This is a genomic window from Bacillus sp. PK6-025, assembly GCF_056530265.1.
Map to the genome: position 1 here is coordinate 1,113,356 of NZ_CP096509.1, position 15,070 is coordinate 1,128,425.

Genomic DNA, 15,070 nt, shown 5'->3' on the forward strand with positions numbered 1-15,070 from the left:
AATTCATCAATTTCTTGAACAATAAGTCTCATGAGTATACCGTTCAATAAAAAAACGGTATATTGGAAGGAGTAATTTTGCGAACGTATGGTTGCAGCTTGAAAGGTGGATATCATGATGAAAAACGACAAGGCTTTTAATGACACATTCTTAAAAGCGTGCCGAGGAGAAAAAGCCGCCCATGTACCGGTATGGTACATGAGGCAGGCTGGAAGATCACAGCCTGAGTACAGAGCGCTCAAGGAAAAATACGGACTGTTCGAAATTACGCATCAGCCCGAACTGTGCGCTTACGTGACAAGGCTCCCCGTCGAACAGTACGGTGTCGATGCGGCAATACTTTATAAAGACATAATGACACCGCTTCCAGGTATTGGCGTTGACGTCGAAATTAAAAACGGCATCGGTCCTGTTATCGATCAGCCGATCACATCTCTCACAGATGTTGAAAAACTTGGCGAACTCGAGCCGGAGGAGCATATACCATATGTGCTGGAGACGATCAGGCTCTTGACAGAAGAACAGCTGAACGTTCCGCTGATCGGTTTTACTGGGGCGCCGTTTACACTGGCCAGCTATATGATCGAAGGCGGCCCGTCCAAAAACTACAATAAAACAAAAGCGTTTATGTACAGCCAGCCTGCTGCATGGGACCTCTTGATGAAAAAGCTCGGGAAGATGGCGGCTGTATACGTCAAAGCCCAAATCCGCGCCGGTGCCAAAGCCATTCAAGTGTTCGATTCCTGGGTCGGGGCGTTGAATGCCGGTGATTATTGCCGCTATATCAAGCCGACGATGGACATTCTTTTCAAAGAGCTGAAAAAAGAAGGCGTGCCGCTGATTATGTTCGGGGTCGGCGCAAGCCACCTCGCGACTGAATGGCACGATCTTGACCTTGACGTCGTCGGGTTGGACTGGCGGATGAGCGTGCAGGAAGCCAGGGATAAAGGGCTGACAAAAACGCTTCAGGGGAATTTGGATCCTTCGATCCTCCTCGCCCCGTGGGAAGTCATTGAAGAGAGGACGAAAGCCATTCTCGATCAGGGCATGCAGACGGACCGGTTTATTTTCAACCTCGGTCACGGGATTTTTCCCGAAGTGAGTCCTGACACACTGAAAAAATTGACGGCATTTGTTCATGAGTATTCCGCCTCAAAAAAATCGAGCCTGATGACATGAGCATTTCAGTTGGTCTTTTCAATATAAACTGTCAAAATACGTATAGATCATGATCTTTAAAGAGGTGTTCACGTTGGGTAAAAAGAAAATGGGGCTTCTTGTTATGGCGTATGGGACGCCGTACAAAGAGGAAGACATTGAACGTTATTATACACACATCAGAAGAGGCAGGAAGCCTGAGCCTGACATGCTTCAGGACTTAAAAGACCGCTATAAGGCGATCGGCGGAATTTCTCCGCTTGCAAAGATCACGAAAGAGCAGACGAAGCAGCTGGAAAAACGCTTAAACGAGCTTCAGGATGATGTGGTATTCAAGTCATATATCGGTCTCAAACATATCGAACCTTTCATCGAGGATGCCGTTCAGGAGATGCATAAAGACGGGATTACAGAAGCCGTCAGCATCGTGCTTGCGCCCCATTTCTCCACCTTCAGCGTACAGTCGTACAACAAGCGGGCGAAAGACGAGGCTGAAAAGCTCGGCGGATTGTCGATCACATCGATCAACAGCTGGTATGATGAGCCGAAATTCATCGCATATTGGGCGGATCAAGTGAGAAAAATCTATGACGAAATGCCTTCGGAAGAAAGGGAAAACGCCGTCTTGATTGTATCGGCGCACAGCCTTCCCGAAAAGATCGTCGAAATGGGTGATCCATATCCTGAACAGCTTAAAGAATCAGCGAAGCTGATTGCCGAAGCGGCGGGTGTAAAAGATTACGCCGTCGGCTGGCAAAGCGAAGGAAACACCCCTGATCCGTGGCTTGGGCCGGATGTTCAGGATTTGACCCGTGACTTGTCAGAGCAAAAAGGGTACAGCGCTTTTGTTTATGCTCCCGTCGGCTTCGTAGCTGACCATTTGGAAGTTCTTTATGACAACGATTATGAATGCAAAGTCGTCACAGACGATATCGGAGCAAGCTATTACAGACCTGAAATGCCTAACGCAAAACATGAGTTTATCGATGCTTTAGCAGATGTTGTATTAAAACAATTGGAGAAAGAACAGTAAAGAAGGCGATTGTAAATGAGTGGAGAACGCAGGCAGATTGTCATCATCGGCGGCGGTATTACCGGATTGGCCGCCGCCTTCTACTTGGAGAAGGAAATCAAAAAGAACGATCTCCCGGCCGAAGTCACGCTTGTTGAAGCAAGTCCGAGACTGGGCGGAAAGATACAGACGGTACACAAAGACGGCTATGTGATTGAACGGGGGCCGGATTCATTTTTGGAACGGAAGCAAAGCGCACCTCAGCTCGTGAAGGATCTCGGGCTGGAGCACTTGCTCGTGAACAACGCGACAGGCCAGTCTTATGTTCTTGTCAGCGAAACGCTCTATCCGATTCCGGAAGGAGCTGTGATGGGGGTGCCGACAAAAATCGGACCTTTTCTGACAACCGGCTTGTTTTCCTTGCCGGGGAAGTTGAGAGCCGGAATGGATTTGCTGCTTCCAGCGAGCAAGCCGCAGGAAGACCAGTCGCTCGGAGAATTTTTCAGAAGGCGTGTCGGCGGTGAAGTGGTGGAGAACCTGATCGAACCGCTTTTGTCAGGCATTTATGCCGGGGACATTGACCGCCTCAGTCTGATGTCAACTTTCCCGCAATTCTACCAGACAGAACAGAAGTACAGAAGCTTGATCATCGGGATGAAAAAATCGCGCGGCGCCCAGAGCGCCAAAAAGCCTGCGAACAAAAAGAAAGGCCAGTTCCAGACGGTGAAAACCGGCCTGCAGACGATTGTTGAAGAACTGGAAAAGCAGCTCGATATCACAAAGGTTTATAAAGGCACAAAGGTCGTCAGCATTGAGCGCGCGGGCTCGGGCTACAGCATGAAGCTTGACAACGGCAAGGTGCTTCACGCTGATTCGGCCGTGGTCACCGCTCCCCATAAAGCAGCTGCCGCGATGTTTCCAAAAGCGGATTGGCTGAAGGGTTTAGAAGATATGGTGTCAACATCTGTCGCCAATGTGGCGCTCGGATTTCCGGAAGAAGCCGTCCAAATGGAGCATCAAGGAACAGGCTTTGTCATTTCAAGGAACAGCGACTTTTCGATTACGGCGTGTACTTGGACAAACAAAAAATGGCCGAGCACAACGCCTGAAGGAAAAGTTCTGTTAAGAGCTTATGTGGGGAAAGCCGGCGATGAGTCCGTTGTCGAACAGTCAGATAACGAAATGGTGAAAATCGTCCTCGACGATTTAAGGCGGATTATGAAGATCGACGGCGAGCCGGAAATGACCTGCATCACAAGATGGCATGAAGCGATGCCGCAATACCATGTCGGCCATAAGAAAAGAATGAAAGAGATCAGGGAAGGGTTACAGGCGTCATATCCGGGCGTTTTCATGACGGGGGCCTCTTTTGAAGGGGTCGGCATTCCGGATTGCATCGACCAAGGCAAGCAGGCCGTAGCCGATGTACTCTCACACCTTTTCGAATAAAGAAGAGCAAATAAAGCTGTCCGAATCCATTCGGCGGCTTTTTTTATTTCACTCTTTTTACAGCTTTCATCATTTTAAAGTTTGTTTATGGAAAAGATAACATTTAAATTATTGCATTTTATATTCAGGTGTGTTACATTACTTTTTGTACTTACTGACCAAAATGTTCAAATAGTCAATTTCGGGGTGAGAAACCGTGAGCAAAGATCGAAAAGCACTGATTTTAGAAGCGGCGACAAAATCGTTTACACAATTCGGCTACAAAGCGACGACGATGGATCTGGTGGCGAAGCTTGCCAATGTCGGCAAAGGTACGATTTATACTTTTTTCAAGAATAAAGAGGAACTGTTCGACGACATTTTTTCTTCGCTTCTGATTGAGATGAAGCAAACGGCTGATCAAGCGATTGATCCTGATCTGCCTTTTCACGAAAATGCCCATCGCGCGATGATGGCGATATTGGAGTACAGAAAGAAGCACCAGCTGACTATTAAGATCTTTCAGGAAGGTGCGGAGCTCGGCACACCGGCGGCCCGCGAAGTGATTGAAAAGCTGGAACGCATGGTCATCAGCTATATTAAGAGAAAGATTAAAGAAGCGATTAAAAATGACGATATTAGACCGTGTGACCCCGAGCTGAACGCGTTTGTCATCTTCAAGCTTTACATCGCGCTCATCTTTGACTGGGAAAAAAACCATGAACCGCTGAAAGATGAAGAGTTGGCAGAGATGCTGAAAATGTATATTTTAAAAGGATTATCTCGTTAGATTGTCCTTTCTTTGTTTAAAGGGGTGCTTATCCGCATAGAGAGCGGCTACTAACTAGGAGGCGTATCAACATGAATGTTTTCAAAAACCAGTGGAGAGAACTGATAACCAATAAAAAACTACTGATATCCGTGATCGGGGTTCTCTTTATACCGCTGATTTACAGCAGCATATTTTTGGCGGCGTACTGGGACCCATACGGAAACGTCGATCAGCTCCCCGTAGCGGTTGTGAATTCCGACAAGGGAACGACATATGAAGGAAAAGACCTTCACATCGGCGACGACCTTGTCAAAGAACTGAAAAAAAACGATAAATTCGACTGGCATTTTACGACGAAGGAAAAAGCGATGAGAGGCTTGCAAAATGAGGAATACTACATGGTTGTAGAAATTCCTGAATACTTTTCGAAAGATGCCAGCACGGTGATGGATAAACATCCGAAAAAGCTGAATCTGATTTATCATACAAACGCCGGACGAAACTATGTCGGCGCCCAGATCAGCGATAAAGCGATTGAGCAGCTTCAGCATTCAGTCGGTTCTGAAATCACGCAGCAATATGCTGAAGTCATCTTTGACAATTTCGGCAAAATCGCAAAAGGTCTCGGTGAAGCCAGCGAAGGAGCCGGAAAACTGGATAAAGGACTGAAAGATGCGAAAGAAGGAAGCGAAACGCTGAAAAAGAACCTTGAAAAGCTCGCGAAAAGCCAAATTCAGTTCAACAAAGACGGAATGGAGAAGTTCGGCACAGCATTCAATACGCTGAACGACAAAATTCATGAGCTTGATTCAGGGCTTGCGCAATTTTTGGAAAAAAGCGGCCAGCTGCACAGCGGTGCTCAACAGCTCCAACAAGGCATGCCTCAGATTGTGGCGGGATTGGAGCAGATGAATGAAAAAGCGCAGATGATAAGCAAACTCGAAGAAGCGATTTCAAATGAAAAGATTCAGCAGCTTGAAACGGCACTTTCAAACGCCGAAAAGGCGAAAAAAGAAATCAGTCAGATTTCAAAAAATATTGATGAGCTTGAAGCGGCATTGAAAAACCAGCATAGTGAAGTCAAACAAATTATTGAATCCAGCAACATGCTGACACAAGAACAGAAAGCCGCGCTTATGAAACAAGTCGATGAAAAAATGGGAACGGTGAAGCTTCCTGAGTTTGACAAGTTGAAAGCGCAAATTCCCGATGTAAGCGAACTTCCCGATTTATCCGGGCTGAAACAGAAGCTTGAGGAATTGAAGCGAGTTCCTTCGGATGTGAACAAGCTTTATAAAGGATCGCAAAAGATTCAGCAAGGGCTCGATGCGCTGACAAACGGTTTGGGTGCTTACAACGAAAAATTCGCGGAGGCGAAAAGCGGATCATCCAAAATCGCCGAAGGCAGCCAGACGTTAGTCGGGAAGTTCGGCGATCTGCAAAGCGCGGCTGATAAACTGAAGGACGGTTCTTCCAAGCTTGCAGAAGGGGCTAAATCTCTTGATGAAGGTCTTGGCAAGCTGTCTGACGGAAGCGGGGAGCTGTTTGACAAGCTGTCTGACGCTGCTGATCAGACCGGCGATATTCAAGCGGGAGACGAAAACTACAATATGTTCTCAGATCCCGTCGATGTGAAAGGCGATAAAATCGATCCGGTTTCCAACTACGGAACAGGATTAACCCCGTATATTTTGTCGCTCGGCTTATTTGTCGGTGCATTAATGATCACCGTCGTCTTTGATGTGAAAGAGCCGGCCGTCCGGCCTGACTCAGCTTTCGGCTGGTTTATGAGTAAATTCAGCGTACTTTTTGCAGTGGGGATTCTTCAAGCGGCGATCGCCTGCACGATCATTCTCTCTGGCATCGGGCTTGAAGTGCAAAGCGTCTGGAGATTTTATGTGTTCAGTATGATCATGAGCATTACATGTCTTGCGATCATTCAATTTTTGGCTGCGACCATGGGAAATCCGGGACGTTTCATTGCCGTCATTCTGCTCGTGCTTCAGCTTGGAGGAAGCGGAGGAACATTCCCTCTTGCACTTGTTCCTAAGTTCTTCCAAGTCATCCATTCCGCACTGCCGATGACCTACAGCATTGCGGGATACAGAGCGGTGATTTCAAGCGGAGACTACGCGTATATGTGGGAGCAGGCTGCCGTGCTCGGCGGTGTTGCGATCGTCATGATGGCCTTGACGCTGATTTATTTTAAAGTGCTGCTGAGAAAAGGAAAAGTTGAAGAGCAGCACGCATAAAAGAAAAAACATCTTTTCAAGCCCGGCAAGGGCAAGAAAAGATGTTTTTTTTTTTGAAATCAGGAAGCTGGCGCGCCCCATTTTACAATCAGTCCTGTATATGTAAGACCCCCGCCGAAACCGAACAGAATCAAGGTATCGCCCTCTTTCAACTTTCCGTTTTTGACGGCTTCATCAAGGGCGAGAACGATTGATACGGATGAGGTGTTGCCAAACCATTCGACGCTCGTCAGCGCTTTTTCGAGTGAAATTCCGGTTTTTTCGCAAATTGATTCGACCATTCGCAAATTCGCGCTGTGCGGGACGAACCAATCGATATCCTTCAGCTCCATTTCAGCTTGGCTAAGCAGCTTTTTGACGCCTTCGGGAATGGACCTGACCGCCCATTTATACACTTCGCGGCCGTTTTGAACCATTTTTCCTTCACCTGAGAGCGGCTCCCCTTTAAGGTCGCTGCGCAAGCCGGTTCTGTATAAATGGCGGGCTCCGTCACCTTTCGTATCCTGGGCAAAAGTAATGAAGCTTGGGGAATTGTCGTCCCGTTCGACAAGCAGGGCGCCCGCGCCGTCGCCGAACAAAATGCAAGACGCGCGGTCTGTGTAGTCGGTTGTTTTGGATAAGGTTTCACCGCTGATCACAAGAATTTTTTTGTGCAGTCCGGAAGTGATCAGGCCGTTGGCGATATGCAATCCGTATGTTAATCCCGCGCAAGTCGCATTTACATCCACCGCGCCGACTTCTTTCCATCCGAAGTGCTCCTGAACCTGGCATGCCGTGCTTGGAAAAGCATAGTCCGCCGTTGTGGTAGAGACGATGATCATGTCAATATCGTCCAGCGTGCCGTTGTATCTGCTTTGTAGATTTTCAACGGCCTTTATGCAAAGATCTGATGTGAATTCGTGACTTCCTGCGATTCGCCTTTCTTTCATTCCTGTCCGCTGAACGATCCATTCATCAGAAGTATCGACGATTTTTTCAAAGTCTTTGTTTGTCATGCGCTTTTCGGGAACATAGGTGCCGATGGCGGAAATTCGCGCTTTTGATAAAGTTTTCATGAAGTTCACTCTCCTTTTTTTTATTATAACACCTAGTATTAGTATCTGGTACTAAAATATTGATCTGATGTATACTATAAACATCACAAGTTGGGAGGAATGAACAATGTCAGGACAGAAAACGCTGGAGCTCATCAAGGAGCTCGTCTCCATCCCGAGCCCTACCGGGAATACGTATGACATCATAGACTATATCAATCGCCTATTACAGGAAGAAGGAGTCGAAACAAAGTTTAACCGTAAGGGCGGCCTGATCGCGACGATACCGGGCCGCGACAAAGCCCGGCACCGGATGCTCACCGCTCATGTCGATACCCTCGGAGCGATGGTGAAAGAGATTAAGCCGAACGGAAGGCTGAAAATTGACTTAATCGGGGGGTTCAATTACAACTCGATTGAAGGCGAGTATTGCAAAATTGAAACAGCATCAGGGAAAACTTACACCGGCACGATCTTAATGCATCAGACATCAGTGCATGTTTACAAAGACGCCGGAAAAGCCGAGCGGAACCAGAAGAATATGGAGGTCCGCATTGACGAACCGGTCCGCAGTGAAGAAGAAACCCGGGCGCTCGGCATCAATGTCGGTGATTTTATCTCCTTCGACCCGCGCGTTGAGATCACACCGAGCGGGTTTATCAAATCGCGTCATCTTGATGATAAAGCAAGCGTCGCCCTCCTTATTGAGCTGATCAGAACGATCAACACAGAAGGGATGACACTGCCTTACACAACGCATTTTTTAATTTCCAACAATGAAGAAATCGGTTATGGCGGCAACTCCAATATCCCGCCTGAAACGGTGGAATATTTGGCTGTTGATATGGGAGCGATCGGCGATGGGCAGTCAACCGACGAATATACGGTATCCATTTGTGTGAAGGATGCCAGCGGGCCATATCACTACGGGCTTCGCAAGCGTCTGACCGCTCTTTGTGAAACATACGGAATCGAGTATAAGCTTGATATTTACCCGTACTACGGCTCAGATGCTTCAGCAGCCATCAGAGCGGGCCATGATATCGTCCACGGGCTGATCGGCCCGGGAATTGACGCATCCCACGCGTTTGAAAGGACGCATCAGTCGTCCTTGGAGCAGACGGCAAAGCTGCTGTATCATTATGTCCTGTCTGACATGGCATAAAAAAGCTCCCAAAGGACCCCGGTCCCTTGGGAGTAAAAAAAGAGTGGAAGTCATCCATCCGTAGAGGATGGCGTTTACTTACCAGTAATCATAGTGTTTTTTCTTTTTGCAGTGATCAAAGTGGTCAAACTTCTTGTAGTCATAGTCATAATCATACTTCTTATAGCATGGATAATAGTAGTAATAATAGTAGTAGTAGTATTTCTTGCAGTCGTGGTCTTTCTTGTGGTAGTCAAAGTCATAATCTTTCTTGCAATGGTCATGGTAAAAATACATTAAACTTCCCTCCAGTTTTCTTTTCTAATTTAACTACAGTACATCGTATGTAAACGAAAGGAAGTTGTTTGGACAGGTTTCTTGAGCAAAATGCATATTTTTAAAAAAACGTATGTTTCTCCAAAAGCGGGAAACATACGTTTTTTTGCGGGCTGTCAGCCGGACATTTTCATATCTGCCGGCTCCCTTTGATTTAAGACGGTCTGTCCTTTAACGGCGTCATATTCACCTTCCCATTTTGACATGACCACAGCGGCAAGAGCGTTTCCGGTCAGGTTGACGACCGTTCTCGCCATATCCATAATCCGGTCGACTCCGGCAATGAAGGCCAGCCCTTCAGCAGGAACGCCGATCGTGCCCAGAGTCGCGAGAAGAACGACGAATGATGTGCCGGGAACGGCAGCCATTCCTTTAGAAGTGACCATCAGGACAAGGATGAGCGTGAGCTGCTGCCCAATGGACAGATCGATGCCGTAGACCTGCGCCAGAAACAGCGCCGCGATTGCCTGATACAGGACAGAGCCGTCAAGGTTAAATGTGTAGCCGATCGGAATGACAAACGACACAATGCCTTTCGGACAGCCGATTTTCTCCATTTTTTCCATGACGCGCGGAAGCACAGTTTCAGAGCTTGATGTACTGTATGCAAGAAGAAGCTCATCTTTCATATAGGCCAAAAATTTAAATATATTGATACCGCACAGCTTGCCGACGATCCCAAAAATGACGATCAGGAAGAAAGCAAGAGCAAGATAGACAAGCAAAACGAGCTTTCCCAATGATAAAAGCGAAGAAAAACCAAATTTTGAAACCGTTACACCAATTAAAGCAAAAACGCCGAACGGCGCGAATTTCATGACGATGTTCACGACGTGGAACATGGCTTGAGACGTTGCCTCAAAAAAGGAAAGCACAGGCTTGCCTTTTTCGCCTATGGCTGACACTCCGAGTGCGAACAGAACAGTGAAGCAAATGATCGCAAGCAGATCGCCTTCAGCGAGCGATTGGAAAAAGTTTGTCGGCACAATGTGCAGGAACGTGTCTGCGACAGATTTGGTGCTTGCCTCTTTTTCTGTTTCTACATATTGGCTGATATCCTGTTTTTCAGCACCAGAAAAGTTTACGCCGTGTCCAGGCTGAATGATATTTCCAAGGAGCAGTCCGAGCACGATCGCAAAAGTCGTAATGATTTCAAAGTACAGAATCGTCCGAAAACCGAGCCTGCCGACCTTTTTTCCGCTGCCGGCCCCTGCAACCCCGACAATCAAGCTTGAAACGACAATAGGAATCACAATCATTTTGATTAATCTTAAGAACAAATCACCGACGGGCTGCAGATACGTTGCGACCGCAGGGTTTCCGAACCAAATCGCTCCTGCTGCAACACCTAAAATCAGCCCGAGGAAAATTTGTGTGGCTAATCCGAATTTAAGTCTTTTCATAGATGCCCTCCCAACGCATGCTTAATTTATACTAGAATATTAAACTTGAGATCGTAAATTAAGTATAGCGAAAGAAAATACAGCTCGTCCATTAAAAAAATATCGTCTGAATATATTGAAAATTCAAATATGAGATGATCATCCCAGCTTAAATTCAAATCGGGACGTTCATCGGTGTATATTTCCCTAAGTGAAATAGTAAAATGTTATTAAAATAATGAATTTTGACAAGAATCTCTCTCTTTATAACTAACTTTATGACAAAAAAACGCCCCGGGGAGATCCGCCGGAGCATTTTTTAATGACGTCTATATATCTTTTACATTTAAGCATTTAGAGCAAGTGTTTCCGTAGCATTCGTGCTGCTCATCAATATCGTGACCGCATTTTGAACATTTTTTGGAAGGCAAATTTCTGAAGAACTCGGTGATTTTAGCGAGCATGTTGATTCCCCCAATTCGTTTGTTGTCATCATTGTATTATAACAGTATCCAGGAAATCAATGTCTGTTTTATGACAAAATATAAAACATGCAATTTTTAAGAAAAATGGGTATATTGAATAGGGGGACGATAGACACAAAAAAGAGGTGTGTATATATGAAGATGACAGTCATCGGCTGCTGCGGAGGATTTCCGGCTGCAAATGAAGCGACTTCAGGCTATCTCTTTCAATCCGGGGATTATTCCGTTTTAATCGACTGCGGCAGTGCCGTTTTATCGAAGCTTCAGCTGTTTCTGCCCGTTGAGGAGCTTGATGCCGTTATATTATCCCATTATCATCACGACCATATTGCGGATGTCGGCCCTTTGCAATTTGCCAAACTGGTCGGCTCATTCCTCGGCAAGGGAGCGAATGCCCTTCCGATATATGGACATCCTTTTGATGAAGAGCAGTTTTCAAAGCTTACATATAAAACGCATACCGCTGGATTGGCCTATGATCCGAAAGAGTCTTTGGCAATCGGACCGTTTACGTTCACGTTTTTAAAGACGGTTCATCCTGTTGACTGCTTTGCTATGAGGGTGACGGACGGTGTTCATTCTGTCGTTTATACAGCCGATTCGAGCTTTCAGGAAGCTTTCATCCCGTTCAGCGAAGGAGCCGATCTATTGATCTCGGAGTGCAATTTTTATGCGGATCAGGATGGGAGAAGCGCCGGTCATATGAACAGCCTCGAAGCGGGACGCATCGCTGCAGAAGCGGGTGCGGGACATCTGCTCTTGACACACCTCCCGCATTTCGGGGAACATCAAAAACTAGCAGAAGAGGCCAAAACCGTTTATAAAGGCGCGGTTGATCTGGCGCACACCGGTTATGTGTGGGGAGAATAGAAGGAGGAACTGACAAACATGCTGTTTATCGATAATCAAAATATTACAGATCCGAGGATCAACTTGGCGATTGAGGAGTACTGCTTAAAGCACCTCGATCCTGAAGAGACGTATCTGCTGTTTTATATCAACCAGCCGTCGATCATCATTGGCAAAAACCAAAATACGATTGAGGAAATCAACACAAAGTATGTGGATGAAAACGGGATCATTGTCGTTCGCAGGCTGTCAGGCGGCGGAGCTGTCTACCATGACCTCGGGAACTTGAACTTCAGCTTTATTACGAAAGACGACGGCAACAGCTTCCATAATTTTAAGAAGTTTACGGAGCCCGTTGTGGCCGCTTTAAAGCGGCTTGGCGTCGATGCGGAGCTGAGCGGCCGAAACGACTTGATGGCAAACGGCCGGAAAATTTCGGGAAACGCCCAGTTCTCAACGAAAGGGAGAATGTTCAGCCATGGCACGCTGTTGTTCGATTCTGAGATAGAACATGTCGTATCGGCTTTAAAAGTAAAAAAAGATAAAATCGAATCAAAAGGCATCAAATCGATCAGGAGCCGGGTAGCCAATATCAGCGAATTTCTCGATCAGAAGATGACGACAGTGGAATTCCGAAGCATGCTTCTCCGCTATATTTTTGATACCGAAGGGGAAATACCGGAGTATAAGCTGACTGAAAAAGACTGGAAAATCATCAATCAAATTTCAAAGGAACGCTATCAAAACTGGGATTGGAACTATGGGAAGTCTCCGAAATTCAATCTTCAGCATTCAAAACGATTTCAAGCGGGATCGGTCGACATCCGCCTGGAAGTGCAAAAAGGCGTGATCTGCGAGTGCAAAATATTCGGTGACTTTTTCGGAGTCGGCGATGTCAGCGATATTGAAGAGAAGCTGACAGGCGTACAGTATGAAAGAAAAGCGATTGAAGAAGCCCTTCAAGGCGTCGACATCAAGCATTACTTCGGCAATATTCAAAAAGAAGAATTTTTGGATCTTGTCTACTAAAAGAGAGGCTGCGGTTTCCGCGGCCCCTTTTTAACTTGAGAGGAATGGAAGATATTTCCCAACAGCCCTTGAGTGTTTTCTGTTCATTTACTATAATGGGAATAGATTTTGATTATCACAAAATGAATGGTCATTCATTCATTTTTAAGGGGTGGGAGAATGAATTTAGTTTCAAAATTAGGGGAAACAGCTCAATCAAAGCCTGACAGAACCGCTTATATTTTTGGGGAACAGACGGAAACATACGGGGGATTACAGCAGAAAATTGATTGCTTTGCAGAAGGTCTGCGCGAAATCGGGGTGGAAAAGGGAGATCATGTTGCTTTGCTTCTCGGCAATACCCCGCATTTTGTGATTGCGTTTTACGGTGTGCTGAAGGCCGGAGCCGTTGTCATACCGATCAATCCGGCCTATACGCCGACTGAGATCGGCTATATGCTGACAAATGGCGACGCAAAAGTGATCGTGGCTCTGGGACAGCTGCTTCCGCTTTACGAAAAGGTGCATGAATCCCTTCCGAAAGTCAGCTGCGTCGTACTTTGCGAAACGGGAGAGCCGCTTCGCGAACCGGAAAGCACTGAGGTTAAGATGAAATTGAAATCGTTTACAAACATTATGAAACCTCCTGTCCGGCCGTTTCCTGAAATCGACGCCGAAGATACGGCCGCCATCCTTTATACGTCAGGAACTACGGGAAGACCAAAAGGGGCGATGCTCACACATCAAAATCTATTTTCGAATGCAAATGATACAGCCCGCTATCTAACAATGAATGAATCTGACCTTGTCGTCGCCGCCCTGCCGATGTTCCACGTTTTTTGTTTAACGGTCTGCATGAATGCGCCGCTCATGAACGGCGCAGCGATTTTGATCGTGCCGAAATTCAGTCCCGCCGAGGTTTTCAAGCTGATTAAAAAGCATCAGGCGACGATCTTCTCAGGCGTGCCGACAATGTACAATTACCTGTACCAGTATGAAGGGGCGGATGAAACCGGTTTTCGATCCATCAGGATTTGCATCTCAGGCGGAGCGGCCATGCCTGTCGCTCTCCTGAAAAGCTTTGAAGAAAGATTCGGCGTTCTCGTTTTAGAAGGCTACGGTTTGTCGGAGGCTTCTCCTGTTACATGCTTTAACCCGTTCAGCACCGGCCGCAAGCCAGGATCGATCGGCACGAACATTCTCAATGTGAAAAACAAAGTCGTCAATGAAATCGGGGAAGAGCTGCCTGCCGGTCAAGTCGGGGAGTTGATCGTTAAAGGGCCGAATGTTATGAAAGGGTACTACAACATGCCGGAAGAAACGGCCCATACGATTAAAGACGGATGGCTGTATACAGGTGATTTGGCAAAACGGGATGAAGACGGTTATTTTTATATCGTCGACAGAAAAAAAGACATGATTATCGTCGGCGGCTATAATGTCTATCCGAGGGAGATCGAAGAAGTGCTCTACCTTCATCCGGAAATCGCAGAAGCGGTGGTGATCGGAGTGCCCGACCCGAATACGGGAGAAGCCGTCCAGTGCTATGTCGTTCCGAAGAATAAAACGCTGACAGAGGATGATGTCTTGTCGCATTGCAAAAAGCATCTTGCCAAATACAAGCGCCCGGCGGCGATCGTCTTCATGGATGAAATACCGAAAAATTCGACCGGCAAAATTTTAAGGCGCGCTTTAAAAGACATTTTGACAAATCAATCTTGACACGTTAAAAGGGACGCCTGCCGCGTCCCTTTTCTGCAGTTCTCTGAGAAGAGCGTCTTTTTCCTTTTGTCGGAGAACAAAATATGTGCCCTCCTCTTCTTTCAGGATGACGGCTTCATCTTTCTTCAGCCAGACGGTGAAGTGAACGCGATGTGTGTCGGTCATGCTGATGTATCCGTGATACGCCGGAGAAGGCAGGCTATGCGCCGACTTTTCTTTCATTCTTTTCCCTTTGTTAAATGTATCAAGCAGAACGCCTATGTTGTGCCTATCTTTGATGCTGACCGTTTTTTCGCTGTCATTTGCCTGCTTCAAGATGATTTCTTCGGCATTTCTTGAGTCGAAAGGCTCCGCCATCAAGTGGAATACATAAAAGACAGTGATAGATAAAATACCGAAAAAAAGTATGATCCCCATTATTTTTTTCAGAATGATCACCTCAGGCTATTTATTTTCTCCGTTTAATGGCTTTTCATCCTAAAAAATTA

General features: G+C 46.5%; 14 protein-coding genes. 9 read left to right on the forward strand and 5 right to left on the reverse strand.

Annotation, left to right across the window (positions count from 1 at the left end):
- Nucleotides 1–117: 117 nt before the first annotated feature.
- The 5 genes from hemE (at nt 118) to M1D67_RS05675 (ending at nt 6,622) form a co-directional block, all read left to right on the forward strand.
- Nucleotides 118–1,179, forward strand: a complete 1,062-nt coding sequence (gene hemE / locus M1D67_RS05655) for a uroporphyrinogen decarboxylase (protein WP_186439805.1) — start codon at nt 118–120, stop codon at nt 1,177–1,179.
- A gap of 73 nt (nt 1,180–1,252) precedes the next feature.
- Complete coding sequence (hemH, locus tag M1D67_RS05660) at nt 1,253–2,191, forward strand: ferrochelatase (RefSeq protein ID WP_039072633.1); 939 nt, start codon at nt 1,253–1,255, stop codon at nt 2,189–2,191.
- A gap of 15 nt (nt 2,192–2,206) precedes the next feature.
- Entirely contained in the window at nt 2,207–3,619 is a 1,413-nt protein-coding gene (hemY, locus tag M1D67_RS05665; RefSeq protein ID WP_023856566.1) for a protoporphyrinogen oxidase, read from the forward strand.
- Nucleotides 3,620–3,815: 196 nt separating this feature from the next.
- Complete coding sequence (locus M1D67_RS05670; protein ID WP_003180287.1) at nt 3,816–4,388, forward strand: TetR/AcrR family transcriptional regulator; 573 nt, start codon at nt 3,816–3,818, stop codon at nt 4,386–4,388.
- Nucleotides 4,389–4,459: 71 nt separating this feature from the next.
- Nucleotides 4,460–6,622, forward strand: coding sequence for a YhgE/Pip family protein (locus M1D67_RS05675; protein ID WP_479831655.1), 2,163 nt, complete (start codon nt 4,460–4,462; stop codon nt 6,620–6,622).
- Nucleotides 6,623–6,681: 59 nt separating this feature from the next.
- On the opposite strand, the gene M1D67_RS05680 is transcribed toward M1D67_RS05675, so the two are convergent.
- A complete protein-coding gene (locus tag M1D67_RS05680; protein ID WP_268461578.1) occupies nt 6,682–7,677 on the reverse strand; it encodes a ketoacyl-ACP synthase III in 996 nt (331 codons plus the stop codon).
- A 106-nt stretch (nt 7,678–7,783) separates the two neighbouring features.
- On the opposite strand from M1D67_RS05680, the gene M1D67_RS05685 reads away from it, so the two are divergent.
- Nucleotides 7,784–8,821 (forward strand): M42 family metallopeptidase, encoded by a 1,038-nt coding sequence (locus tag M1D67_RS05685; protein WP_016886430.1) that lies wholly within the window; start codon nt 7,784–7,786, stop codon nt 8,819–8,821.
- Between the two features lie 78 nt (nt 8,822–8,899).
- On the opposite strand, the gene M1D67_RS05690 is transcribed toward M1D67_RS05685, so the two are convergent.
- The 3 genes from M1D67_RS05690 to yhfH form a co-directional block, all read right to left on the reverse strand.
- Complete coding sequence (locus M1D67_RS05690; protein WP_003180298.1) at nt 8,900–9,097, reverse strand: hypothetical protein; 198 nt, start codon at nt 9,095–9,097, stop codon at nt 8,900–8,902.
- Nucleotides 9,098–9,252: 155 nt separating this feature from the next.
- Nucleotides 9,253–10,539, reverse strand: coding sequence for a cation:dicarboxylate symporter family transporter (locus M1D67_RS05695; RefSeq protein WP_003180300.1), 1,287 nt, complete (start codon nt 10,537–10,539; stop codon nt 9,253–9,255).
- A 308-nt stretch (nt 10,540–10,847) separates the two neighbouring features.
- Entirely contained in the window at nt 10,848–10,982 is a 135-nt protein-coding gene (yhfH, locus tag M1D67_RS05700; RefSeq protein ID WP_003180302.1) for a protein YhfH, read from the reverse strand.
- Nucleotides 10,983–11,138: 156 nt separating this feature from the next.
- Here yhfH and M1D67_RS05705 point away from each other — a divergent pair, with 156 nt between their 5' ends.
- The 3 genes from M1D67_RS05705 (at nt 11,139) to M1D67_RS05715 (ending at nt 14,582) form a co-directional block, all read left to right on the forward strand.
- Nucleotides 11,139–11,873 (forward strand): MBL fold metallo-hydrolase, encoded by a 735-nt coding sequence (locus tag M1D67_RS05705; protein WP_195536144.1) that lies wholly within the window; start codon nt 11,139–11,141, stop codon nt 11,871–11,873.
- A gap of 18 nt (nt 11,874–11,891) precedes the next feature.
- Complete coding sequence (gene lplA / locus M1D67_RS05710; protein WP_020450815.1) at nt 11,892–12,881, forward strand: lipoate--protein ligase; 990 nt, start codon at nt 11,892–11,894, stop codon at nt 12,879–12,881.
- Nucleotides 12,882–13,040: 159 nt separating this feature from the next.
- On the forward strand, nt 13,041–14,582 hold the full coding sequence (locus M1D67_RS05715) for a fatty acid--CoA ligase family protein (protein ID WP_059231183.1): 1,542 nt from the start codon (nt 13,041–13,043) through the stop codon (nt 14,580–14,582).
- On the opposite strand, the gene M1D67_RS05720 is transcribed toward M1D67_RS05715, so the two are convergent.
- The gene (locus M1D67_RS05720; protein ID WP_128822848.1) at nt 14,553–14,999 is read right to left on the reverse strand and encodes a YhfM domain-containing protein; all 447 of its coding nucleotides are present in this window, start codon (nt 14,997–14,999) and stop codon (nt 14,553–14,555) included. The genes M1D67_RS05715 and M1D67_RS05720 overlap by 30 nt on opposite strands.
- Nucleotides 15,000–15,070 lie beyond the last annotated feature (71 nt).

What these genes read in the sequence shown, in the direction of transcription:
- hemE (WP_186439805.1), top strand. Translation starts at nt 118, where the DNA reads ATGAAAAACGACAAGGCTTTTAATGACACATTCTTAAAAGCGTGCCGA.
- hemY (WP_023856566.1), top strand. Translation starts at nt 2,207, where the DNA reads ATGAGTGGAGAACGCAGGCAGATTGTCATCATCGGCGGCGGTATTACC.
- M1D67_RS05675 (WP_479831655.1), top strand. Translation starts at nt 4,460, where the DNA reads ATGAATGTTTTCAAAAACCAGTGGAGAGAACTGATAACCAATAAAAAA.
- M1D67_RS05680 (WP_268461578.1), bottom strand. Translation starts at nt 7,677, where the DNA reads ATGAAAACTTTATCAAAAGCGCGAATTTCCGCCATCGGCACCTATGTT.
- M1D67_RS05685 (WP_016886430.1), top strand. Translation starts at nt 7,784, where the DNA reads ATGTCAGGACAGAAAACGCTGGAGCTCATCAAGGAGCTCGTCTCCATC.
- M1D67_RS05690 (WP_003180298.1), bottom strand. Translation starts at nt 9,097, where the DNA reads ATGTATTTTTACCATGACCATTGCAAGAAAGATTATGACTTTGACTAC.
- M1D67_RS05695 (WP_003180300.1), bottom strand. Translation starts at nt 10,539, where the DNA reads ATGAAAAGACTTAAATTCGGATTAGCCACACAAATTTTCCTCGGGCTG.
- yhfH (WP_003180302.1), bottom strand. Translation starts at nt 10,982, where the DNA reads ATGCTCGCTAAAATCACCGAGTTCTTCAGAAATTTGCCTTCCAAAAAA.
- M1D67_RS05705 (WP_195536144.1), top strand. Translation starts at nt 11,139, where the DNA reads ATGAAGATGACAGTCATCGGCTGCTGCGGAGGATTTCCGGCTGCAAAT.
- lplA (WP_020450815.1), top strand. Translation starts at nt 11,892, where the DNA reads ATGCTGTTTATCGATAATCAAAATATTACAGATCCGAGGATCAACTTG.
- M1D67_RS05715 (WP_059231183.1), top strand. Translation starts at nt 13,041, where the DNA reads ATGAATTTAGTTTCAAAATTAGGGGAAACAGCTCAATCAAAGCCTGAC.
- M1D67_RS05720 (WP_128822848.1), bottom strand. Translation starts at nt 14,999, where the DNA reads ATGGGGATCATACTTTTTTTCGGTATTTTATCTATCACTGTCTTTTAT.